At 43.3% G+C, this 21,587-nt stretch carries 22 protein-coding genes; 6 read left to right on the top strand and 16 right to left on the bottom strand.

The window, feature by feature from the left end; all coding sequences use genetic code 11:
• Window positions 1–44 precede the first annotated feature (44 nt).
• Genes mvk through fni form a run of 4 tightly spaced genes read left to right on the top strand, consistent with a single transcriptional unit; the run spans window position 45 to window position 4,048 of the window.
• Window positions 45–959, top strand: a complete 915-nt coding sequence (gene mvk, locus FC62_RS00940; RefSeq protein ID WP_056946157.1) for a mevalonate kinase — start codon at window positions 45–47, stop codon at window positions 957–959.
• 1 nt (window position 960) lies between these two features.
• Complete coding sequence (mvaD, locus tag FC62_RS00935) at window positions 961–1,944, top strand: diphosphomevalonate decarboxylase (protein WP_056946159.1); 984 nt, start codon at window positions 961–963, stop codon at window positions 1,942–1,944.
• Window positions 1,945–1,966: 22 nt separating this feature from the next.
• The gene (locus FC62_RS00930) at window positions 1,967–3,037 is read left to right on the top strand and encodes a phosphomevalonate kinase (RefSeq protein ID WP_056946161.1); all 1,071 of its coding nucleotides are present in this window, start codon (window positions 1,967–1,969) and stop codon (window positions 3,035–3,037) included.
• 18 nt (window positions 3,038–3,055) lie between these two features.
• A complete protein-coding gene (gene fni / locus FC62_RS00925; protein ID WP_056946427.1) occupies window positions 3,056–4,048 on the top strand; it encodes a type 2 isopentenyl-diphosphate Delta-isomerase in 993 nt (330 codons plus the stop codon).
• Between the two features lie 85 nt (window positions 4,049–4,133).
• Here the strand turns inward: fni and FC62_RS00920 are convergent, their stop codons facing one another.
• From FC62_RS00920 to FC62_RS00890, 7 genes are all read right to left on the bottom strand, one after another.
• Window positions 4,134–5,747, bottom strand: coding sequence for an ATP-binding cassette domain-containing protein (locus tag FC62_RS00920; protein WP_056946164.1), 1,614 nt, complete (start codon window positions 5,745–5,747; stop codon window positions 4,134–4,136).
• Window positions 5,748–5,768: 21 nt separating this feature from the next.
• Window positions 5,769–6,320 carry a hypothetical protein gene (locus FC62_RS00915; protein WP_056946166.1) on the bottom strand — a complete coding sequence of 184 codons (552 nt, stop codon included), beginning with the start codon at window positions 6,318–6,320 and terminating at the stop codon, window positions 5,769–5,771.
• Window positions 6,321–7,166: a DUF6895 family protein gene (locus FC62_RS00910; RefSeq protein WP_056946168.1), complete on the bottom strand. Its 846-nt coding sequence runs from the start codon at window positions 7,164–7,166 to the stop codon at window positions 6,321–6,323. It lies immediately after the preceding gene.
• 5 nt (window positions 7,167–7,171) lie between these two features.
• Complete coding sequence (locus FC62_RS00905) at window positions 7,172–7,357, bottom strand: hypothetical protein (RefSeq protein ID WP_054745041.1); 186 nt, start codon at window positions 7,355–7,357, stop codon at window positions 7,172–7,174.
• A 135-nt stretch (window positions 7,358–7,492) separates the two neighbouring features.
• Complete coding sequence (locus FC62_RS00900; protein ID WP_056946170.1) at window positions 7,493–8,869, bottom strand: RsmB/NOP family class I SAM-dependent RNA methyltransferase; 1,377 nt, start codon at window positions 8,867–8,869, stop codon at window positions 7,493–7,495.
• The gene (locus FC62_RS00895; protein WP_056946172.1) at window positions 8,866–9,846 is read right to left on the bottom strand and encodes a hypothetical protein; all 981 of its coding nucleotides are present in this window, start codon (window positions 9,844–9,846) and stop codon (window positions 8,866–8,868) included. The genes FC62_RS00900 and FC62_RS00895 overlap by 4 nt, the downstream gene beginning before the upstream one ends.
• A gap of 2 nt (window positions 9,847–9,848) precedes the next feature.
• The gene (locus tag FC62_RS00890; RefSeq protein WP_082611553.1) at window positions 9,849–10,583 is read right to left on the bottom strand and encodes a hypothetical protein; all 735 of its coding nucleotides are present in this window, start codon (window positions 10,581–10,583) and stop codon (window positions 9,849–9,851) included.
• An 84-nt stretch (window positions 10,584–10,667) separates the two neighbouring features.
• Here FC62_RS00890 and lepB point away from each other — a divergent pair, with 84 nt between their 5' ends.
• The gene (gene lepB, locus FC62_RS00885; RefSeq protein ID WP_056946176.1) at window positions 10,668–11,249 is read left to right on the top strand and encodes a signal peptidase I; all 582 of its coding nucleotides are present in this window, start codon (window positions 10,668–10,670) and stop codon (window positions 11,247–11,249) included.
• A 56-nt stretch (window positions 11,250–11,305) separates the two neighbouring features.
• Window positions 11,306–11,488: an LBP_cg2779 family protein gene (locus FC62_RS00880; protein WP_054745028.1), complete on the top strand. Its 183-nt coding sequence runs from the start codon at window positions 11,306–11,308 to the stop codon at window positions 11,486–11,488.
• Between the two features lie 48 nt (window positions 11,489–11,536).
• On the opposite strand, the gene FC62_RS00875 is transcribed toward FC62_RS00880, so the two are convergent.
• The 9 genes from FC62_RS00875 to glyQ all read right to left on the bottom strand — a co-directional run bounded on the left by FC62_RS00875 (window position 11,537) and on the right by glyQ (window position 21,407).
• A complete protein-coding gene (locus tag FC62_RS00875; RefSeq protein WP_054745026.1) occupies window positions 11,537–11,722 on the bottom strand; it encodes a 2-hydroxymuconate tautomerase in 186 nt (61 codons plus the stop codon).
• 84 nt (window positions 11,723–11,806) lie between these two features.
• Window positions 11,807–12,373 (bottom strand): large conductance mechanosensitive channel protein MscL, encoded by a 567-nt coding sequence (gene mscL / locus FC62_RS00870; RefSeq protein WP_162254387.1) that lies wholly within the window; start codon window positions 12,371–12,373, stop codon window positions 11,807–11,809.
• Window positions 12,374–12,485: 112 nt separating this feature from the next.
• A complete protein-coding gene (pepT, locus tag FC62_RS00865; RefSeq protein ID WP_056946181.1) occupies window positions 12,486–13,718 on the bottom strand; it encodes a peptidase T in 1,233 nt (410 codons plus the stop codon).
• Window positions 13,719–13,747: 29 nt separating this feature from the next.
• Complete coding sequence (locus tag FC62_RS00860; RefSeq protein ID WP_054745023.1) at window positions 13,748–14,554, bottom strand: Nif3-like dinuclear metal center hexameric protein; 807 nt, start codon at window positions 14,552–14,554, stop codon at window positions 13,748–13,750.
• On the bottom strand, window positions 14,541–15,245 hold the full coding sequence (locus FC62_RS00855; RefSeq protein WP_056946183.1) for a tRNA (adenine(22)-N(1))-methyltransferase: 705 nt from the start codon (window positions 15,243–15,245) through the stop codon (window positions 14,541–14,543). The genes FC62_RS00860 and FC62_RS00855 overlap by 14 nt, the downstream gene beginning before the upstream one ends.
• Window positions 15,246–15,343: 98 nt before the next feature.
• The gene (gene rpoD / locus FC62_RS00850; protein ID WP_075362760.1) at window positions 15,344–16,555 is read right to left on the bottom strand and encodes an RNA polymerase sigma factor RpoD; all 1,212 of its coding nucleotides are present in this window, start codon (window positions 16,553–16,555) and stop codon (window positions 15,344–15,346) included.
• An 11-nt stretch (window positions 16,556–16,566) separates the two neighbouring features.
• A complete protein-coding gene (gene dnaG, locus FC62_RS00845) occupies window positions 16,567–18,396 on the bottom strand; it encodes a DNA primase (RefSeq protein ID WP_056946185.1) in 1,830 nt (609 codons plus the stop codon).
• A 40-nt stretch (window positions 18,397–18,436) separates the two neighbouring features.
• Entirely contained in the window at window positions 18,437–20,503 is a 2,067-nt protein-coding gene (glyS, locus tag FC62_RS00840; RefSeq protein ID WP_056946187.1) for a glycine--tRNA ligase subunit beta, read from the bottom strand.
• Window positions 20,496–21,407, bottom strand: a complete 912-nt coding sequence (gene glyQ, locus FC62_RS00835) for a glycine--tRNA ligase subunit alpha (protein ID WP_056946189.1) — start codon at window positions 21,405–21,407, stop codon at window positions 20,496–20,498. Before glyQ ends, glyS begins: the two co-directional genes overlap by 8 nt.
• Window positions 21,408–21,587 lie beyond the last annotated feature (180 nt).

The following is a 21,587-nucleotide window of genomic DNA, read 5'->3' as shown; positions in this document are numbered from 1 at the left end:
ACAATAGCTTAAAGTTTAATTAACGATTCTGGAGGATGATTATTTTGAAATCAACGCAAATTACACATGGTAAGGTCATTTTAATTGGTGAACACTCGGTGGTATTTGGTTACCATGCATTGGCTCTGCCTACGCCTTCAATTCAAATCAAAACTGTCCTCACAGATATAAAGGCTGTGACCTGTACGCTGGTTACGAATGACTATACTGGTGAGCTTTCACGTGCCCCTAAAAATTTTGCTGGAATTATTTGGACGGTGCAGGCAATTCGGCAGCGTTACTCAATTAAGAGCGCGTTTGAACTCCGGTTTGAGGGTGAGATTCCGGAAGAACGTGGACTCGGTTCCTCTGCTGCCGTCGCCCTAGGGACCATTAAGGTGATGCAAGAACACTTCAATCTGCACCTGACTAAAGCGGAAATTATTGAACTCGCGAATGCTGCAGAGACAATCAACCACGGCTCAGCTAGTGGATTGGATGTCGCCACGGTTAATAGCAATCATCTAGTTAGCTTCAGCAAACAGTCTGGTCCAACCGAAATTCGTGCGAAGCTCGGCGGCTTTTTGGTCATTGCTGATTCTGGCGAGCTCGGTAACACGAAAGAAGCAGTGCAGTTAGTTAGCTCAGAACTCCGTCAGAATCCGAGCAAGAATAACTTAATGGCTAGATTAGATACACTGGCCACACAAGCACTAACGTCATTTGAGGAGCATGATGCTCATTCATTTGGTAAAAAGATGACGGAGGCCAACGAGATTCTTGCTAGTTTTGGATTGACGACGAATAGACTTGATGAATTGATCAATCGGGCCATAAATAATGGCGCATTGGGCAGCAAGATTAGTGGCGGTGGCCTCGGTGGCATTGTCATCAGTCTTGCAGAAACACGTGCTAGTGCACAGGCAATTCAACATGCACAGGCGGAGCTGTCAGCTAACATCTGGATTGAGGAGATTTAAAATGAGAATTGGTAAGGCACGCGCGCACACGAATATTGCACTAATCAAATACTGGGGCAAGGCTAATAATCAGCTGAAATTACCCCAAAACTCCAGCCTCTCGATGACACTGGACGCATTCTACACCGACACGAATTTTCAATTATTGGAGCAATCAACAACCACTGAAAGTAGTTTCTCGTTGAACAACGTGGTGCAGGAGCCAGCCTCTAGCAGGCGGGTTTTCGATTATATCGAGACACTACAAGACAGATATCGGCTACCCCATGACAAATTTAAAATTCAGACAACAAATCATGTGCCGACAAGTGCCGGTCTAGCCAGCTCTAGTTCGGCTTTTGCCGCGTTGGCACAGGCTTTTGTAGCTGCATACCAACTGGATGTTGATAAGCAAGAGCTCTCTAGGCTGGCGCGATTAGGCTCTGGCTCAGCCACTAGGTCCATCTATGGTGGTTTTGTCGAATGGCAAAAAGGTACAGACGATCAAGACTCAATTGCCATGCCAATTGATGAGCAGCCGACAATTGATCTGTGTCTGCTAGCCGTCGAGATTAATTTTGCGAGTAAGGGTATCTCCTCAACTGCTGGGATGCAGCAAGTAGTCAACACCTCACCATATTATGGTGTTTGGCGCACGGAGGCAGAACGAGGCGTGATTCAGATGAAACAGGCGATTAAGGCCAATGATTTCACGGCAATTGGTACGCTAGCTGAGCGGAGCGCTCTTGCGATGCACGCATTAAATTTCACCGCCAATCCCCCCTTCACTTACCTCGAACCGGAGACCATTCACGCCATAAAACTTGTTGAGCAGCTAAGAATACAGGGTATCGAGTGCTACTTCACCATTGACGCTGGCCCAAACGTTAAAATTCTTTGTCAATTAAGAAATGTAAAAGAAATTACTGAAAGGTTTAAAGAAGAACTTGGTAATGTTAATATTATAAAGGCGTCTTTTGGACCCGGTGTAATAAACTTAGACTAATTAGACAAGAGGAAGTATAATCTTGATTACTGAAAAAGCACCAGGAAAGCTTTATATAGCTGGTGAATATGCAGTTTTAGAAACTAACAATCCAGCAATTATCGTGGCAGTCAACGAATTTGTTCGTGTGACGATTAAGGCAAGTCAAACAACCGGGACCATTCACTCAAAGCAATATTCCCAAGACTCAATTCACTGGACTAGACAAGGATCGAAGATGATTATCGACAACCGGGATAATCCATTCCACTACATCCTGTCCGCAATCCATTACACAGAACAATATGTATTAGAAAACAACGTTAGCTTAGAAGTATACGATTTAACGGTCAACTCTGAGCTGGACTCTGACGATGGCAAGAAATTTGGTTTGGGCTCAAGTGCTGCAGTTACCGTCGCAACAGTCAAGGCTGTGTTGCGCTTCTATGGCTTTGAACTCGATAAAGACCTTATTTTTAAATTGGCAGCCATTGCCCACTTCCAAGTGCAAGGTAATGGTTCGCTAGGCGACATCGCTGCCAGCGTCTTTGGCGGTTGGCTCGCCTACCAGTCATTTGACAAGCAGTGGTTACTTGACCAGCTTGACCGCTATTCGCTGGTTGAGATTGTGAACATGGCTTGGCCCGGGTTGAAGATTCAGCTTTTGACCCCGCCGAAAGAGATGAGCCTCGTAATCGGCTGGAGTCAAAAGCCTTCGTTGACGGCACAGCTGGTTGACCAAACCGATCAGGAAAAACACATCAATCCGATTCAATATGAGAAGTTTGTTGAGGAAAGTCGCGCCTGCGTTCTCGATATTGTCCGTGGCTTTGGGGCTCAGGACATCAAGCTAATCCAAGACAAAATTCGCTACAACAGATTACTTCTCCAATCATTGGCTAAGATGAGTAGCGTTCAAATTGAGATTCCACGGCTCACAACTTTGATTGACATCGCAGAAAAAAACGGTGGTGCAGCCAAGACTTCTGGAGCAGGAAACGGCGATTGTGGGATTGTAATTTCCAACGGAGAGACAGATATCACTAAGATGAGGAAAGAATGGCGTGATCACGGAATTCTTCCGCTTGATTTCAAAGTCCATTCTTTGAGTTAACAAATGAAATCAGAGAAAATATCCAAAAGTGCGCATCGTAAGGACGAGCACCTCGCTCTGGCTAAGGCCAGTTATCAGGCAAATCAGGCAAACAGCTTCGACGATTTAAGGCTTACGCGCCCTACTCTACCAGAAACCGTAGTCACACCTGATTCTATTAGAACAACTATGTTCGGGCACACTCTCAGTGCGCCTTTTTTTATCAACGCAATCACCGGCGGTTCGAATAAGGGACAAGAAATTAATGCCGCCTTGGCACGCGTAGCTAAGAAAGCGAACATCGCGCTAGCACTTGGTTCGGCGAACATCGTTGCACACGAACCCGCAACCCTCAAGACCTTCACAATTGCTCGTGCCGCTAATCCCGATGGCATGTTATTGATAAACGTAAATCCGGGTACACCGCTTGCAACGATTAAGCTATTGATTAATGAGTTACGGCCTGCCGCACTGCAGATTCATGTCAATGCTGTACAAGAGTTAATCATGCCTGAGGGTGACCGAGATTTTCAGTGGCTGAATAAAATGATGCAGATTCGTGACGCAGTTGACCTGCCAGTGATCGTTAAGGAAGTTGGTTTTGGGTTCGACGTTAAGAGCTTACGTTTGCTCGAACAAAATGGCTTTAATTATGTGGATGTAGCAGGTAGTGGTGGCACCGATTTTGCTTGGATTGAGAACTTCAGACGTCCCGGACGCGACATGGATTATCTGGAGGGAATCGGCATTCCAACTGTTGAAGCCCTTTTGACCGCCAGACAAACTAATCTCACCTACTTTGCCTCAGGTGGCATTAGGAATCCCCTAGATGTGCTCAAGTCAATGGTTCTTGGTGCCAGTGCAGTTGGTATTAGCAACAGATTTCTCCAAGAATACAACCAAAACGGAGAAGCTGGTTTGCTCAAACTGGTTACCAACTGGCAAGATCAACTAGCTGGATTGGTGGCATTATTTGGGGGAAATGATTTAGCTGATTTAAAGAAGATGCAATTTGATTACCGTCTACGTTAATAGACAAAACAAAAGTAAACATTGAAATTTAGCAAAAAAATACAAACCTGTTAAAAGGTTTGTATTTTTTAATTTTGCATTAATATTAGGCTAAGCTCCACGCAGTTGCTTCATCCAGGCGAATTACTTGAGTGTAATCCCTAAACTCGTCTTCAGGTACATGGTGTGCAACCTCAATTAATGTTTGGTCATCATTCATAAATAATTCGTGGATTTGCTTCGCCGTCTTTTCATCTAAGGATGAGGTGGCCTCGTCCGCTAACAAAATAGGTCGATTAAAAAGCCGGGCACGGGCAATCTCTAAGCGCTGGAGCTCACCGCCTGAAAGATTATGACCGTTTTCACCAACTTTGTAGTTTAACCCTTCATCTGTGGCAAATTGAGATAAACCCGCATCAGTCAAGGCAGCTTTAATCTTATCATTGCCGAATTCTAGCCCCAAGGTCATGTTAAACTTGACCGTTGAATCAAAAGCAAAAGGTGTCTGGTCAATCCATGCAAATTGCTGGCGCAGAGTACCAGTGCTATATGCAGAACTTGGTTGATCGTTATAGTAGTAGGTTCCAGATGAGGGCTTGAGGTCTTCCTCCAAAATATGAAGTAACGTGGACTTGCCAAAGCCGGACGGAGCCATGATTAAAATTTTATCTCCAGCTTGAACGTTCAGGTCGAGGTGTTCAAATAGCGGATGATCATTCATCTTTATTGAAACATCTGCTAGACGAAGACTATCAAATTTGACTGGTTCACCATCAGTAAAGGCTCCTTCTTCATTAACGAACTCTTCCTTGGCTGCCAAAACTTTGGTTTGAATTTCAGTGACGGTCTGTCGCTCGTTGTTGGCCGTCACAATTGACATTAACGGATTTGTAACACTGTTAGATAACTGCATCACAGCAATGAAACTCGCAATTGTTAAAGCTCCGCCGATGATGCGATAGACACCAACACCAAATGGGATGGTCATAGCCGTGACCATGGCTACAGTATAGGCAAAAGAATTGACGACCCCGATGGTTAGATTCATCTTCCGCAGTGCATCTTCAAGCTTGGTAGCAAACTTTATTAGTTGTGAATTCATCACTTTTTCAGCGTGGTAAACTCTGATTGATTGTTTCCCGGTCAAAACATCTTTTAAGTGTGCGGTAAATTTACTGTTGGTAGCTGACCATTCCGCGCCCTTCTTATTGATTGTTCCCTGTGTGAACTGGGAGATAACGATGGGCACGAGTGAACCAATAAAAAAGGCAATGGTGGTCCAGATATCGTAAGTGACGGATGCAACAAGGGCGAAAATAAACGTAAAGAGATTCGTAATCATGTTCATTTCGGTCTTAATTCCGTTTGTTTCGAGTAACTTGAGGTCATTGGTCATAAATGAGATATTATCGGAGATAGAAGTGTTGGCCGCCGGCTCCCGTAGAATATGCTGAAACATTACCTGTTTAATTTCCAGGTTTGCTGAAGCTACAAAACTAGTTTCAGCGTTAGCTTGTAATAAACTCACACCGAGAAAGATAAGAAACCCGCCACCTGCAAGAACCGTATTTTCGAGGAAAATCTGCATACTCCCCTTCGTGGCTGCGCTGATGAATTGACCAAGAATATAGGCAACAAAGACTGCTTGAAAGCTATCTATAATTGTCCAAAACAAATAGTTCACCAACTTAGCCTTTTGACCAAATTTAAAGATTAACATTTTAATTCCCCCTGTTGTGAATTATTTGTGGCGCACCGGTTTATCTATGGATCTAAGTAAGTTTTCAACTAAATCAAGGATAGTTGAGTCAATATTATGGTCTTTCAGCTCACCTTTCATTGACTCAATGATTGGAGTGATATAACTTAAAGTGAAATGAAAAAATGTTTGTTCATGATATCGATTAAGAATACAGACCAAAAAAGCAAATTCTAGTAATTTGTAGTGATTGGTGGCCGAGACAAAGCAGCCCTCCAAAGTAACAAAGTCATCTTGAGCTAGTCTCCTGTTGGAAAAGAATAGTTCCAAGCTGAGGTTTGCCAATAACTCGTTTAGTTCTGGTTCGTCTAATGTTAACCATGAATCATCAATCGGTCGATCGGCAATAAAACTTTCAGTTAGTATTTGAGCCAATTGCGGTAGTACCTGTCGTCTCTGTCGTAGTTCCAAGCTTACAAGAATTTCCGTGAAACCAAAGTTTTCACAGTGTACAGCACTTAATAATCGTTGATTGAGAGCATCATAATTGTCTTGTTGTAGTAAGACTATGTATTGAGAATTAGATTCGTTCATCTATGATCCCTCTGATTCATTAAGTTTCTTAACAAGCATTCGTAGCACCAAGATTGTGTGGTAGTAGTGTACGCAGTTATGCAGATCTTGATTCTCTGCAAGTACTTGTTCGAAGAACTCAGTAACCTTGGTCAGGCCCTTTGCAAAGAGTGGTGGATACTCCTCAAGAATTGCACAGCAAAGTAGAATTTCCGCGAGTATATCCAGCATGGATTCTTGTAGTGCATAGAATAATACTATTCTCAAGTATTTGCTGAAAACAATCCTTAGCCTAGTTTTAATTTTTGCTTTACCAAGTAAAGACAAATAAAGTACCATGTGGGTGGCTTCGTAGATGTTGGCAATGGTTTGTGAGGGATCCGTGAGGTGTAGTACCAGATTGGACCGCTCAAATTGATGCTCGATATTCTGATTAGAATCATCACGGAAGACCGCTTCATAGCACTTGACTTCAAATTTCTGCATTGCTGTTAATTGCACTTTGTCTAACACAGCATCTAACCTGAAAGCATATTCATTCAACTTGGTACTATTAGTACTCGACATCCCTCTCTGATAAATTAAGGCAAGATATTTGATAGGTATCAGCTTGATATCCTGCTTCTTGTCGCTCAAAATAGCAACTGTAAAGCGCTGATTCATTCGAGCAACCTCGGCGGAATCTGTATTCAACCAAAATATTGAAGAGAAAAGTAACTCTGATTTAATCTTCAACTGGAAATCGGCTTCATCAGTCACCCCGGTCATCTGGTAGTGAAATTGGCTTTTCGCAATATCAAAAAAGGCTAGATTTGTTTCTAGCCAATTCGTTAATTGAGTACTTAATATTAAAAAATTAGGAAACATTATGATTAGATACCAGTAGTAATATCTGGCTTTGTCTTTTTGGATGCTCCATTAAACACAATTCCGGATTTATAAATCATGATAAACCTGACTTGTCCTTCTGATTCTGAAACAGTTAAACGTTTGTTAGCTCTTTCCAGCTTGTCGCCGATAATTAGGGTCTTATTATCTCTGTCAAAATTAAATTTCATCGTCATCCTCCATCATGATTATGTCAAGTATACTAATATTTGCCGTTTTCCTTTTTAAATAATTTTAATATTCTCCTTTTTTAATTATTATAAAACTTCATTTAACATTGTCAACAAAAAGTTAGCTGGTCTTATTTATCTCCTCAGGCCCTTTGGATAAAAGTTCTTTAGGATACCATCGTTGCCGAGCTTACCCCAACTGAAGATTTTATGTTGGTATGCAACCGGTAAGAAACCACGGAGTGGCGACTCTACCTTGATGGTTTCACCATGAACAAATTTCCTGAATTCCTCATCAGAATTCAATTTAATAAACGGTACTGAATCGGGATCCAGTATCTGCACTAGTTGATGGTGTGGTAAGAAGCGCTTCTTCTTCAGTTCACCAAGTTCTAAGCCATTTCTGAGTATTCTGAGTCCCTTAATTGCTGCTGGGTTAATGATAGGCAGGAATACATGATTATTGGATATGGTTGGCTGTCTCTTGCCACTGAGCAGATCAGTTTGTTTAATCTTGGCAAAAAATTCTCGAATGGCATCTTGATCGAATACATTTTTTCTTGAGTCAAAGGCCATTAGCTGTGCTGCTACATGCGATTCATTCGCTGCCACAGCTGAACTTTTCTCTAGTATTGCGACAAATTGTCCCTCGCCGAAATTTCTCTGGGGCCAGAAACGGGCGGTATATCTTAACTCAGCATTACCAGTTGTCCCCCACTCTGGGTGGCCCGGATCAAACTCTGCCCTTGTTTGAATCGGAACCAGTTTCATATCTGAAAATTGACCAAGTAAATATTCAACAATTTGTTCATTTTCTTCGGGAGAAAATGTGCACGTTGAATATATTAGTCGACCACCTGGCCGTAACATCGCATAAGCGGCGGAAACTATTTCCTGCTGTCTAATTTGACATGTTGCGACATAATCTGGACTCCAATACTTGACGGCTACCGGGTCCTTTCTAAACATACCTTCACCAGAACAGGGCGCATCCACCACGATTTTATCGAAAAAGCCGGTGAAATACGGGACTAGTCGCGCCGGACTTTCGTTCAATACCAAAGAATTTTGAATTCCCCAACGCTCAACATTTTCTAATAGTGTTTTTGCCCGCGACTGGTTAATCTCATTTGCAACAAGTACCCCTTGCTGGTGCAACCCACTCGCCAGTTGGGTCGTCTTACCACCTGGTGCCGCACAGAGATCGAGCACTCGTTCTCCAGGGTGAACAGCGGCAGCCTCTGCAACAAACATGGCGGCTGGGTCCTGGGAATAAACATAGCCAGCAAGCTGCTCTATGCTATGACCATCTATTTGCCCGACATAGGCATCTTTAATCAGTGCCAACTTTTCGGTCAGGTCTTGTTTAACATCTTTATAGCCTGACTTGAGTGGGTTTAAGCGAAATGCCTTTTTGGTGGGCTCTTGTAGTGCATTAAACAACTTGTTGGCCTCATCGCTCCCTAAGAGACCAGTAAATTTTTCAGTAAACTCAATGGGTAAATCAATCATTTTATATCTAATCCTTTATTGACTTTTTTGGTAGTACTTTTCGGTAGCACAATCATCGAGAAGTTAATATTCAAGATTACAAGCAAAATTACTAATAGCCATACATATTGGCTGATTTGACTGAAGTAAAAGAAGTAGTGGGAAATAATTAGTGCCAGACCTGCCAAAACCAGGGTAAAGCCACCAAAGCGAATTACGATGTTGGTCTGTAGGCTTTGGAATAGACTATCTCGAAGTTCTGTATTCTTGTTAGCCCTTCTTGTGCCAATCCCAAGTAAAGTCGCAACCACCAAACCCACAAGAATAGAGAACACGGCCAGTGCGAAAAGATAAACGGGCTGTTGTCTATCCTGCATAATCTTTTGGATGAAGCGGGGTTGCTTTACTTTACCACCGATATGATGAGCGATGCTCGAATATTGTTTCTGAGAAAGGCCATCAATTACCAGTGTGTAATCATTTAAAAAATTCTTATTCGTGGTTTGGTGCAGACCGGTGGTGATGTAGTAATTATCCTTTTGATAACCTTCACGCAAACTGCCAACTACAGAGATATAGCGATTATCATACAAAATATACGGGTTACCCTGAATCTCCTCCACATCGGCGGAAGAGTATTTCGTGTACAAAGCAAACGGAATGATTCCGTCAAAATCGCTTTTTGTAAGGAAACGGCCCTTCTCAATGGGTAATTTTGTCAAATCAAAATTAGACCAGACCAAAATCTGACTGTTCTCTGTTTTATTGGTCAGCTGAATTTGGACCTTTTCCTTAGCATAATTCTGATCAACGTAAGCCAATAATTGCTTAATTGGGACTTTGTTCAGTGTTGTAATTTCTTTTGCCGAGGTTGAAAGTCCGTTTGTCGCAAGTGTCAATTCAGCGTTATTCGCTTGCACACGCGAAACCAATAGGCCTAGCAGCAAGAAGCTTAGGAATAGCGTAAAGTACAAAATGTTTTTCTTCAGATTAGACATAATTACTCAACTTTCAGAATTTTCTCGTTGATGAAATCAAAGCTTTTGAAGCTGCGGTTAATGGCAGCACTAATAGTTGAAACCTTTGCTGTACGCCAAAATGCAGTTGAATTAGTCGCACCACCGCGTTCTCCCACCATCAATAATAAAGGTTTTCGCGGTAAGTTTCTATAAGCTTCGAGCAAAGCAATATCGGCATCGCCGAAATTAGGCGCCCAGGCCAGAATCACGAAATCCGCGACTGTGGCATAGCGAATGAGCGCCTCGATAGCTGTTAGCCTGGTTACCGGCGCAAAGTTCCTGGCGCCTGTCGCACTAGTTACGCTCCACGACAGGTCATCTGTTGCAACCATGTTAACTCCTACATCTTGAAAGGCTTTCGTCCACTGGGCATTTCCGGCCATTATTTCAAGGCCATCATGCAGATGATATTTCATCGCAATTAATTCCGCCGTGGTCAAGTTTGGAATCGACCAGAGACCAAATTCTTGCGCGAGGTAATTGCGAAGATTATTCAATAGCTGATTGATCACCTTAATTTCAAGTTCTTTCGTTGGCGCCTGTTCACACAGTCTCTCCAGCTTGTCCGGCAAAAAGCCGATATCTGCTAGATGCTTTTTGGGAATTCGCTGGTCGCCTAGAATGGTAGTTAACTCGTTAATTTGATGCACCTGCTTCGTTACATCTTGTAATCCGATTTCTTGTGCTAACCAGTTTAATTTAGCTAAATATTTCATCAATCTTCACCTTTGAGAGATTTTAACATGCAGAACCGTCAAAATCAGTTATAATATATTGTAATACAAATGAGGAGCTAGCTGATGACAACTAATAAATATGCAAAAGAAAACACCGAGAATGACTCACTCTTTAAATGGTTCCTACAAGTCATAGTATTAGCTCTAATATTTCTCGGCGCATATTTTCTTGTATTTAAGTTCGTCCTTTCAAACGAAATTGTCTCTGGGCCCTCGATGGAGCCAACTTTTAAAGACGGCGATCGCTTGATTGCTAACAGACACCCAACCATTAATCGCTACGACGTTGTAGTACTCGATGCACCAGACAGTCCTGGTACATTATACATCAAGCGCGTGATTGGCCTTCCAGGAGATACGATTAGTTCTAAGAACGATGTAACATACATCAACGGTAAAGCAGTCAAGGAGCCTTACCTTGATGAATACAAGAAAGATTTGCCCGAGGGGCAGCAATTTACAGCAGATTTCAGTTTGCAATCTATCTTTGGCGTAGAGAAAGTTCCGGCAGATTCCTACTTTGTAATGGGTGATAACAGAAATGTCAGTCGGGACAGCCGGATGATTGGCTTCATCAAAAAATCGGCGATTGAGGGTAAGGTCAAGTTCAGGTATTTCCCCTTCACTAGAATGCAGTTCTATTAATTTTATTTTGCAGTGAAAATTGCTAAAATTAATTTATATTAGATGAGGTGATAAAGATGAATCCAGATAATTTGTCAGACTTAATTGTTGAGTACCAAAGAAAACATTCAATGAACGATGCAGGATTGGCCTTTGCCAGCCACCTAGCAGTTGAGAAAATTCACGGCATGAAGACTGGTGAGGCCGACGCGTCGGAAGCTGAGATTAGTCAGCTACTTGACTTCATTCAACGTAATTAGAAAAGGTTCAAATTTGATTACTATTAATCAAGTTTGAACCTTTTTGGTTTATTCAGCGCTTTTGAGCACTCCACCCACACTGTAGTGTTCTTTTTTCATCTCGTTTAGAACAATATGGACGTGTTCTGCGGGTGCACCAGTATTCTTCACGATTGCTGCAGTAACCTCCTCAACCATCTTACTTAGTTGTTCAGCCGAACGTCCTTCAATTAAATCAATGTGTACTAGAGGCATGATCCCTACTCCTTTATTATTATTTATTGTCCTATTCTAGCATTTTAGGCAGCTTTTGCCAAAAAACAGCTGGGGTTTATCAAGCTAACGTTTCGCTGCGTCGAAACGCTCTTTCACGGCGAGAATATCTTCTCGTTTTTTTATATCTGCTTTTAAAGTACGCAACTCCTCTTCACGCCGATTCAGTTCGAGGTTACGTCTCATCATTCGGTTATTTAGCTGTAATTCACGCAAAATCTGTGCCTGTATCTCGTCGCCGGTCAGCGCACCAGCAGCATCCTGCTTCATGATGGTCTTTTGCATGGCACGAATAACAATGTAAACGGCGATTGCGGTAATCAAGAAATTGATTAATTGGCTAATAAAATGCCCCCAGCTGATTACTATCTGGCCTTGCCCCAAAACGAGCTTCTGGTTAACCAACAGCACAGATTTACCTGTTATTTTCGAAATGATTGGATCGAATAAATCCGTGATGAATGCCTGAATCACCTTCGACAGTGCATTACCAACTAGGAAACCAACGGCAAAGTTGACGATATTCCCGGTAGCGAGGAAATCTCGAAAATCGTTGAAGACGTGGACAGATTTTTCACCGATTGCACTATCTATCTGTGCTTGCTTCTGATTTTGACTACTTCTTTTTTCCAAAAAGTTCCAACTCCTTTTCAACTTGTTCAATTTAACATATTTATGTAAATATTTGGTGAATTTCAGCTTAAGTTTGCCATAAAAAAAGGCCATGTGGCCTTTTTTGTATATACTACTTGTTCGTGTTCAACTCGCTAATTTTCAGCAGTACATCTACTGCCTTTTCCATAGACTGCAGGGCCACATATTCATACCGACCGTGCATATTCTCGCCACCGGCAAACAGGTTTGGTGTTGGTAGTCCCATAAATGAAATCTTAGAGCCATCAGTTCCACCACGAACTGGTTCCTCATCTGGCTCAATACCGAGCGCACACATGGCATTCTCTGCCAGTTCAACTACATCCATATGATCCTTCATCACCTCAACCATGTTGAAGTATTGTTCGACCATCGTTGTCTTGATACGTGGCTCAGCAAATTTTTGATTAATTTCCTTTGCAATATCAAGTACGAGTTGGCGGCGACGATTGAGCCCCGCGCGCTCAAAGTCCCGGATGATGTAGTCCATGTGGGCATCCTCGGCTGTGCCGTTTAGATTAAGTAGGTGGAAGAATCCCTCTCGCCCTTCAGTAGTTTCGGCACGTTCAGCAGCTGGCAAGCTGTTATGGAAATCAATTGCCAGCTGAATTGCACTAACCATTTTCCCCTTTGCTTCACTAGGATGGACATTTGTTCCTTGAATATCGACTTTCAGGCCGATCGCACTGAATGTTTCGAATTCAAGCTGGCCCACAGGGCCGCCATCAACCGTGTAGGCGAAATCAGCGCCAAAGTCAGCAACATCAAATTTATCTGCACCCGTACCGATTTCCTCGTCGGGACCAAAGGCCACACGAATTTTGCCGTGTTCAATCTCTGGCCGTACGATGAGGTATTCGGCCAAAGTCATGATTTCCGCCACACCAGCTTTATCATCTGCGCCTAAGAGCGTGGTTCCGTCAGTCGTGATTAGCGTCTGTCCTGCATATTTCTTTAGGCTAGGGAAAGAACTTGGATCAAGTTTGAATTCACTCTCGCCAAGATTGATGACACTTTGGCCGTCGTAATTTTCGACGATTTGGGGATTAATATTCTCCGAATTGAAATCGGCCGTATCGACGTGACTGATAAAGCCGATGACTGGCACGTCCTTAGTTGTCGTTGCGGGAATTGTCGCTGTCACATAACCATTAACTTTATTATATTTAACCTCAGCCAAGCCCAATTGTTCTAATTCTGCGACTAACTTTTGCAGGAAAACAACTTGATTTTGTGTTGAAGGGACGCTATTTGAGTATTCATCTGAGCGGGTGTTCTCCTTCACGTAGCCCAGAAAACGTGGTAATAAAGTTTCGTATTTCATCTATTTGCTCCTTATCTGAGAATCGCTGTTTAAATAAATTGGTATGGATCAGTGGAAATTTGTGATGGTACAAAGTCGACGCCCCATTTATTAGCGGCAGACCATTCATTTAATTTATCCGACATCACCCGTTTGAAGATTTGCTCAATATGGTGACCTGGGTCGATTACGGCCAAATTTGCGGCCAGCATATCGTGTCCGGTGTGGTAGTATACGTCTCCCGTAATGAAGAGGTCTAACTGATTGGTAATTGCCTGTTGGAAGTACTTTCCGCCGTCACCACCGATTATACCGACTTTTTGGATTAATTGGTGCGGATTATTGGCAATCAGGCGTAATCCTTCTAATTTAAAAATCTGTTTGATTTTCTCAGCAAAATTAGCTAGTTCAACTGGTTGTTTCAATACTCCCTTACGTCCAAGACCAATCGGACAACCGTCTTCGTTTAGTTCGAAGGCGAACGGTTTAATTTGCTCTAGCTGTAATTTTTCGGCGAGCCAATCATTCATGCCATGTTTTGCACAGTCAATGTTTGTATGCGCCGAATAAACTGTGATGTCGTGCTTAATAATCTCAGCATACATTGCGTTTTGCGGATCCCTGTAATCTAGGTTTTTAGCTGGTTTGAACATGGCAGGATGATGACTAAAGATAAAGTGGATATTCGAGTCGATTGCTTCCTGGACGATTTCTGGACGCACATCGAGCGTGACCAAAGCCTTAGTAATCCCCTCGTCTGCAGAACCAATCTGCAGTCCGACCGGATCTCCCGGCAGGGCAAGAGACTTGGGTGCAAATTCCTCGATTTTTGCAATAATTTCTTTAATCTCTGTCATTTGAAAATAACTCCTCGATTTGCTGCATTTCTTGTTGTACCTCTGTTAATTTTGCTAAATTACTGGGCGATTCCTTGGCCATTCCTAGGTTGGCCGCCAAAACCTTCAGATAGGCTGCCCGACTACGCCATTTATCCCTGAATGTTGGGCTCATTTCAGTCATTAATACAGGGCCAAAGAGCAATTGGTTGGGCGACAATTGCCTGATCTTCTTCGCAACTTGTGCCTTAATAATCTCGTATGTGTGGCGTTCGTCCGCAACGATAGTTTCAGCAATAATATGATAGCGGTGCTCCATCAACCACTGTCGAACCAGTGGTTCATTGATATTTGGTTCCAGAATCAACGTTTCAAATCTCTGACCAGATGCCAGTGCATCAGTCAGAATTTGCGTGATGAGCTTACCGCCCATGCCGGCGATGATGACGGTGTTGATTTCGTCATCAGGTTCAATTGTCGAAAGTCCGGGCCCCATTCGAACTAAAATTCGGCCCTCTAGGCCCGCACTCTCAATATTATTCCTTGCGTTCTCTAAAGGTCCTGCACCAATATCGCTGGCAATCGCAAAGTCAATCTGTTGCTCCTCTACTAGTGCGATTGGTACATACGCATGATCGGTGCCAACATCGGCAACCCTTTGTCCCTGATCGACCATGTCTGATACTGCTTGTAGGCGGGGAGTTAAAGGCATATTTGCGCTTCTTTCTGCTTTATTTTGCGTTCCCACATGACTATCATTTTAGCATAAAAAGGAACAAAAAAAGCCCCATTCCGGGGCAAATTTATTCGTTAGTCTAGAAAATCCTTAAGTTGATTTGAACGACTAGGGTGCCGTAACTTACGCAGCGCCTTGGCCTCGATTTGACGAATACGTTCACGCGTAACGCCAAAGACCTTACCAACCTCTTCTAGAGTTCTCGTCCGTCCATCGTCCAAGCCAAAACGTAACCGCAACACGTTTTCTTCGCGGTCCGTTAACGTATCTAAGACATCCTCAAGTTGTTCTTTCAACAACTCATACGAAGCGTGATCCTCAGGGCTCGTCGCATCTTGATCCTCGATGAAGTCACCCAAATGTGAATCATCCTCTTCACCAATTGGCGTCTCTAAGGAGACTGGCTCCTGTGCAATCTTCAGAATTTCACGAACCTTCTCGGTCGTCATGTCCATCTCGGCACCGATTTCCTCCGGTGTAGGTTCACGCCCAAGGTCTTGGAGCAGCTGACGTTGAATTCTAATCAATTTGTTGATTGTCTCAACCATATGAACCGGAATTCGAATCGTCCTTGCTTGGTCGGCAATGGCACGGGTAATCGCCTGTCTAATCCACCAAGTAGCGTAAGTGGAGAACTTAAATCCGAGACGATAATCGAATTTATCGACTGCCTTCATTAAACCCATATTTCCCTCTTGAATTAAGTCGAGGAATTGCATACCACGCCCTACATAACGTTTCGCAATCGACACCACCAGACGGAGATTGGCTTCTGCAAGCTCTTGTTTCGCGCTGGCGTCACCCTGTTCGATTCTATGGGCAATCTCTACCTCTTGCTCGGCCTTTAAGAGCGGTACTCTACCAATTTCTTTCAGGTACATTCTGACAGGATCATTCATTCGAATGTTTGAAGGAGCGCTCACGTTCTTTAGCTCTGATTTTTCGACATTTTTTTGTTTCTTCAGTGCTAGTGGGCTTGGCTCACCCTTCTCATCAACGATACTGATACCATTATCTTCAAACTCTTGGACCAGTTGATCAATTGCCTGATCCTCGAGATAGAATGGCTTGACTAACTGCTCAATAAAATTGGTCTCAGTGATTTCCTTTTCTTTCTTGGCTTCTTTAACAACCACCTTCACAGCTTGGTCTAAAGTTTGACCGTCGACTTGTAGTTCTCCCTCGTCGTTGGTTTTTACTTGATCCTTAGTTGTCTTTGCCTTTGCGGTCTTCGTAGTTTTCGTTACTTTAGCGGTTTTCTTCGTGCTCTCTTTTTTTTCAGCCATTAAGAATACTCCTATAATCTCATCATTCTCTGCAGAGTTATAATTTTCTGAGTCAAAGCGACTTCCGCATCTTCATCGTGTTTACGTTTGGCCTCATTTAGTTCGTCTGTTAATGACGCAATTTGCCGCCGAACACGTTCTTTTGCGAAAGCTGCTAAATAATCATCAACCTCATCCATGCTGTAATCTTCCGGCATTTCAGACATCTCAACATTGACAATTATACTCTTTAACTCCTCAGGGACATAATCTAAAAAACTATCAACCTTTATATTATCATGCGTATCTCTAAAATTTTCCCATAAATTAGCAATTTTTGCAAAGTTTTGGTCTTGGAACTCAAAATTTTGTTCATGGAGATACTCCATTACCTCGTCATAATGGAGCTGCAAATACAACAACCTTCGTTCTGCCCGACTGATTGCGGTATCGACACCTGTTGCTTGGTTTTGCATGGGCTCAGGGCCATAACTACTTTGGCCTTGCTGATTTTGGGCCTGAGTATTTTGACTACGCCGTTGTACTTGCCGGTTTAGCCGGCGAACACGCACCAACTGGCCTTTTAAGGCATCGGTCGAAACAGATAGTTGATCCGCTAGTTGATTAAGATAAATCTCGGCAGCCACTGGCGAATTCACGGTTGCAATCAGCTTGACCGCCTCTTCGCCATACTCAACTTTCTCCCGGTCATTTGCCAGATTATATTTCTGTTGCAAAACCTTCAACCGAAACTCTGTTGGTGTCACCGCGCCCTGTAATTCGTGGCGAAACTTCTCTGCACCATATTTCTTGATAAACTCGTCAGGATCGAGCTGCTCTGGTAAAGTGACCACACCAACTTCCAGGTCAAAATTTTTCTCATTGAACAGTACTAGGGCGCGCTCTGTAGCCTTTTGCCCGGGTTGATCACCATCGTACGCAAGAATAAGCTTGTTTGTGACCCGCCTGATTGCGTAAATTTGTTCATCGGTCAAACTCGTACCCATCGAGGCAATGCCGTTTTTCACGCCTGCCTGCGTGGCACTAATCACATCCATATAACCTTCAAACAGGATGAGATGTTGGTCATTCTTCAAGGTGGTTTTGGCCTGATCGAAGTTGAACAGTAATTTACTCTTGGTAAAAATTTTGGTTTCCGGACTATTGAGATACTTTGGTTGGTTTGAATCTTGATTGAGCTTTCGTCCGGAGAATGCAATAATTTGTCCCGACTGGTCTTTTAAGGGAAACATTACGCGATCGCGAAAACGGTCGAAGAGTTCTCCATTGTCATTTTCAACAAACAGTCCAGATGCGCGTAATTCGTCCGCCGTAAAATCCTGTTGTTGTAGATACTCCAGTAGAATGTTATGGACATCCGGTGCATAGCCCAGTCCAAAGCTTTCAATCGCTGCAGCCGTAATCTGGCGACCCTTAAGGTAATCGAGTGCTTTAATACCGGTCTTTGTGGCATTTAAAATGTGTGCGTAAAATACTTCTGCCTCTTGATACATCTTCTTGAGCTTGTAAGAAACTGAACTCTTTTCCTGCACGCTGCGCTGGTTATCCGGCAGCTCAATGTTCGCATCTTGAGCAATCTTTCTAACGGCCTCTTGAAAGTTCATATCTTCAATATCCATGATGAACTTGAACAGGTTCCCGGCACGACCACAACTAAAACAATGATACAGTTGCTTATCTTCACTTACGGAAAAAGAAGGGGTTTTCTCTTCATGAAACGGACACAAACCCATGTAGTTTTTGCCTTTACGGCTTAGCTCCACATACTGACCAATTACATCAACAATATTTACTTGTTGGCGCACGTTTTCTATCACGCTATCGTCAAAGTATCCTGCCATTTTGAGTAACCCCCTTACTTTTTATTTTATCCTATGGTAATTACTTAATTACCAATTGACTTAAATCACCTAATTGATGTGAAAGGCGATTCAAAATACTTAGTTGAGTTAACCTATTCATTCGAACCGCATCATCGTCAGCCATGATCATATTATCGTTGAAGTAACTCTCAATGATTGGCCTTACGTCGACGAATTCTTCATAGAGTTGTTCAAAGTCTGTTTGCTCCATCAATACGGCCGTGGCGTTTGCCAATTCTACTTCCGAATCATTCTCAAACAAGGTGTCATCGACAACTTTATTACCAGCCGGTTTGACCTTCTTCAAAATGTTATTGATTCTAGTGAGGGCCTCAACTACCGGCTTAAATTGTTGATCGTCATGATGCTGTTCAAGCACTTGAGCAGCCTGGTTAATCTTCAATGGATCCTGTTGAATTGAAGCTAATACAGCATCTATCACATCATACCTGTAGTCCGCTACTTGTAGATATTGTTTGACACGATCACGGATGAAGCTGGCTATTTGGGCAGTCTCCGCGCCGCTCTTTGGCAGTGGCGCTGGTGTGAGACCATCTAACCCTGCAATTAATTCAGGTAATGCAGTCTGGAAGTCAAGTGCCCATTTTTGCTTCAACAGAATTCTTACGATACCGTATGCATAGCGACGCAAAGCGTAGGGATCGTTTGAACTGGTTGGAATCATGCCTGCGCTAAAGAACGTAATTATCGTGTCTAGCTTGTCACTCAATGCAAGCAGCGCCCCTACCTTAGAACTTGGCAACTTGGATTCTGCGGTGATGGGTTGATAGTGCTCCTTGATTGCTAGACTGACGGCGTCACGTTCACCGGCTAATTTGGCATAATGTTGCCCCATAATCCCCTGTAACTCAGCAAACTCACCGACCATGCCTGTAACCAAATCAAACTTGTAAATCTCACTTGCGCGGTTGAAATCAACCATGCTTTGTTCAGAGAGCGCAAACTGTTGTGCGATGATCTGGCCAATTTTTTGGACACGTTGCATCTTCTCAGCCATCGAGCCGATCTTGTCATGAAACGAAACATTATTTAATCTGTCGACATAGTGACTAATCGGAAACTTCTGGTCTTCTTCATAGAAGAACTTGGCATCGTCTAATCTCGCAACAAGTACCTTCTCATTTCCCATGATGACGTTGTCTAGGTGATCGCGGTTACCGTTACGAACCGCGATAAAGTGATTGCTCAATTTCCCATCCTGGTCACGAACATCGAAGTAACGTTGATTGTCCTTCATAGAGGTAATCAGTACCTCCTCTGGAATTGCCAGATACTGCGCATCAAACGAGCCAGCAAAACTCGTTGGGTACTCGACCAGATTGGTCACTTCTTCTAACAAGCTTTGGTCAAGGTTAACTTGCCAACTATTCGCCGCGGCAAGTTCCTTAATCTGACTCGTGATAATTGCCTTGCGGTCGGCTGCGTCAGCGATGACAAATTCGTTTTTCAAAGCTTCCTCATAATCATCAGCCCGCGCAAGCACTACGGGGTCTCCGAGAAATCTGTGACCCTTAGTTTGCCGGCCAGCCTGCACATCAACCACCGAAAATGGCACAACAACATCATCCAATAAAGAAACCAACCAGTGAATCGGCCGAATATATTCGAAGTCGTTACTTGCCCAGCGCATCCTCGTTTTAAAGGTCAGGGATTTGATCACACCCGCAAGCTCGGGCAGAATCTCTTGTGCAGTCTTCCCCTTCTTTTGAACGTGAATATATGCGTAACTAGTTCCCTTCAGATCTTCAAAGTAAATATCGTCTACCGTCATCTGTTGTGAATTGGCGAAACCGATTGCCGCTTTGCTCCAATTACCTTCTTGGTCTTGGGCAATCTTTTGCGCAGGACCCTTTTGAACTAAGTCAACGTCGTCTTGCTGTTCACTCAGTCCTTCTACAAGAAGAGCTAATCTTCTTGGTGTAGAGAATGGCTTAATGTTCTTGAATGTTAAACCCTGTTCTTTCAGAAATTTCGTTACCTTTTGCACTAGTTGTTTAATGCTTGGTGTTACCACATGTGCCGGCATTTCCTCCAGCCCAATTTCTAATAAGTAGTTTTTAGTCATTTAAAGCACCAACCTCTGTTTGATTATTCTTCAGTAACGGGAAGCCACGCTTCTCACGCTCTTCAACGAATGCCTTGGCAACTTCATGTGCCATATTTCGGATACGACTCAAGTAACCTGCACGCTCTGTCACAGAGACTGCACCACGAGCATCTAGTAAGTTAAACGTATGGCTACACTTTAAGATATAGTCATATGCGGGATGAACCAAGTTTAAAACCAGTAGCCGTTTAGCCGTCTTCTCGTAGGTATCAAATAATTCCAGGAGGATATCTTGGTTGCTCTCCTCAAAAGCATACTTAGAGTGCTCGTATTCAGGTTCTTTGAAGATATCTCCGTAGAGCACACCATCGCTCCATTCAAGTTCGAATACCGTGCTTACATCTTGGATGTAGGATGCCAAACGCTCAACTCCGTAGGTAATCTCGCTAGTGACGGGTTTAACATCTAGCCCACCAACAACTTGGAAGTAGGTAAACTGTGATACTTCCATACCGTCAAGCCAGACTTCCCAACCAACCCCGGCACAACCCATAGATGGGTTCTCCCAGTTATCCTCCACGAAGCGGATATCATGCTCTAATGGGTCGATACCAAGCGCACGCAAGCTATCAAGGTAGTATTCCTGGATGTCTTTTGGTGATGGCTTCATGACCACCTGGAATTGGTGGTGTTGGAATAGTCTGTTCGGGTTTTCACCGTAACGACCATCAGCGGGGCGACGCGAAGGCTCCACATAAGCTGCATTCCAGGGTTCCGGCCCAACGGCACGCAGGAAAGTATAGGGGCTCATGGTCCCAGCACCCTTCTCGACGTCGTAGGCATTCATGATCATACAGCCTTTAGAGGCCCAGAACTCTTGTAATTTAAAAATCATTTGTTGAATGTTCAATTTTTCAGTCATTTTTTCTCCTTTTGGCAATAAAAAAAGCCTATGCACAAATATGCATAGGGACGATTTAATCGCGGTTCCACCCTAATTCAGGGAAATATTCCCTGCACTTAATTCTGTTTGACTAAGGGTGCCTCTTCTGGATGTCCTTCTCACCATGACCGACATTCGCTGACCAGAATTTATTCTCCC

Origin of the sequence: Amylolactobacillus amylotrophicus DSM 20534 (assembly GCF_001434555.1) — a bacterium.
GTDB lineage: Bacteria > Bacillota > Bacilli > Lactobacillales > Lactobacillaceae > Amylolactobacillus > Amylolactobacillus amylophilus.
Note: the sequence above shows the minus strand (reverse complement) of the source record. Positions and strands in the feature narration are given on the sequence as shown.

Bases quoted from the DNA above. Each gene is read 5' to 3' on its own strand.
- FC62_RS00890 (WP_082611553.1), bottom strand. From the start codon at position 10,583: ATGAAATATTTAGCTAAATTAAACTGGTTAGCACAAGAAATCGGATTA.
- FC62_RS00880 (WP_054745028.1), top strand. From the start codon at position 11,306: ATGAATCCAGATAATTTGTCAGACTTAATTGTTGAGTACCAAAGAAAA.
- mvaD (WP_056946159.1), top strand. From the start codon at position 961: ATGAGAATTGGTAAGGCACGCGCGCACACGAATATTGCACTAATCAAA.
- FC62_RS00910 (WP_056946168.1), bottom strand. From the start codon at position 7,166: ATGTTTCCTAATTTTTTAATATTAAGTACTCAATTAACGAATTGGCTA.
- FC62_RS00905 (WP_054745041.1), bottom strand. From the start codon at position 7,357: ATGAAATTTAATTTTGACAGAGATAATAAGACCCTAATTATCGGCGAC.
- FC62_RS00855 (WP_056946183.1), bottom strand. From the start codon at position 15,245: ATGCCTTTAACTCCCCGCCTACAAGCAGTATCAGACATGGTCGATCAG.
- FC62_RS00895 (WP_056946172.1), bottom strand. From the start codon at position 9,846: ATGTCTAATCTGAAGAAAAACATTTTGTACTTTACGCTATTCCTAAGC.
- FC62_RS00860 (WP_054745023.1), bottom strand. From the start codon at position 14,554: ATGACAGAGATTAAAGAAATTATTGCAAAAATCGAGGAATTTGCACCC.
- FC62_RS00920 (WP_056946164.1), bottom strand. From the start codon at position 5,747: ATGTTAATCTTTAAATTTGGTCAAAAGGCTAAGTTGGTGAACTATTTG.
- glyS (WP_056946187.1), bottom strand. From the start codon at position 20,503: ATGACTAAAAACTACTTATTAGAAATTGGGCTGGAGGAAATGCCGGCA.
- dnaG (WP_056946185.1), bottom strand. From the start codon at position 18,396: ATGGCAGGATACTTTGACGATAGCGTGATAGAAAACGTGCGCCAACAA.
- lepB (WP_056946176.1), top strand. From the start codon at position 10,668: ATGACAACTAATAAATATGCAAAAGAAAACACCGAGAATGACTCACTC.
- FC62_RS00900 (WP_056946170.1), bottom strand. From the start codon at position 8,869: ATGATTGATTTACCCATTGAGTTTACTGAAAAATTTACTGGTCTCTTA.
- FC62_RS00915 (WP_056946166.1), bottom strand. From the start codon at position 6,320: ATGAACGAATCTAATTCTCAATACATAGTCTTACTACAACAAGACAAT.
- rpoD (WP_075362760.1), bottom strand. From the start codon at position 16,555: ATGGCTGAAAAAAAAGAGAGCACGAAGAAAACCGCTAAAGTAACGAAA.
- FC62_RS00875 (WP_054745026.1), bottom strand. From the start codon at position 11,722: ATGCCTCTAGTACACATTGATTTAATTGAAGGACGTTCGGCTGAACAA.
- glyQ (WP_056946189.1), bottom strand. From the start codon at position 21,407: ATGACTGAAAAATTGAACATTCAACAAATGATTTTTAAATTACAAGAG.
- pepT (WP_056946181.1), bottom strand. From the start codon at position 13,718: ATGAAATACGAAACTTTATTACCACGTTTTCTGGGCTACGTGAAGGAG.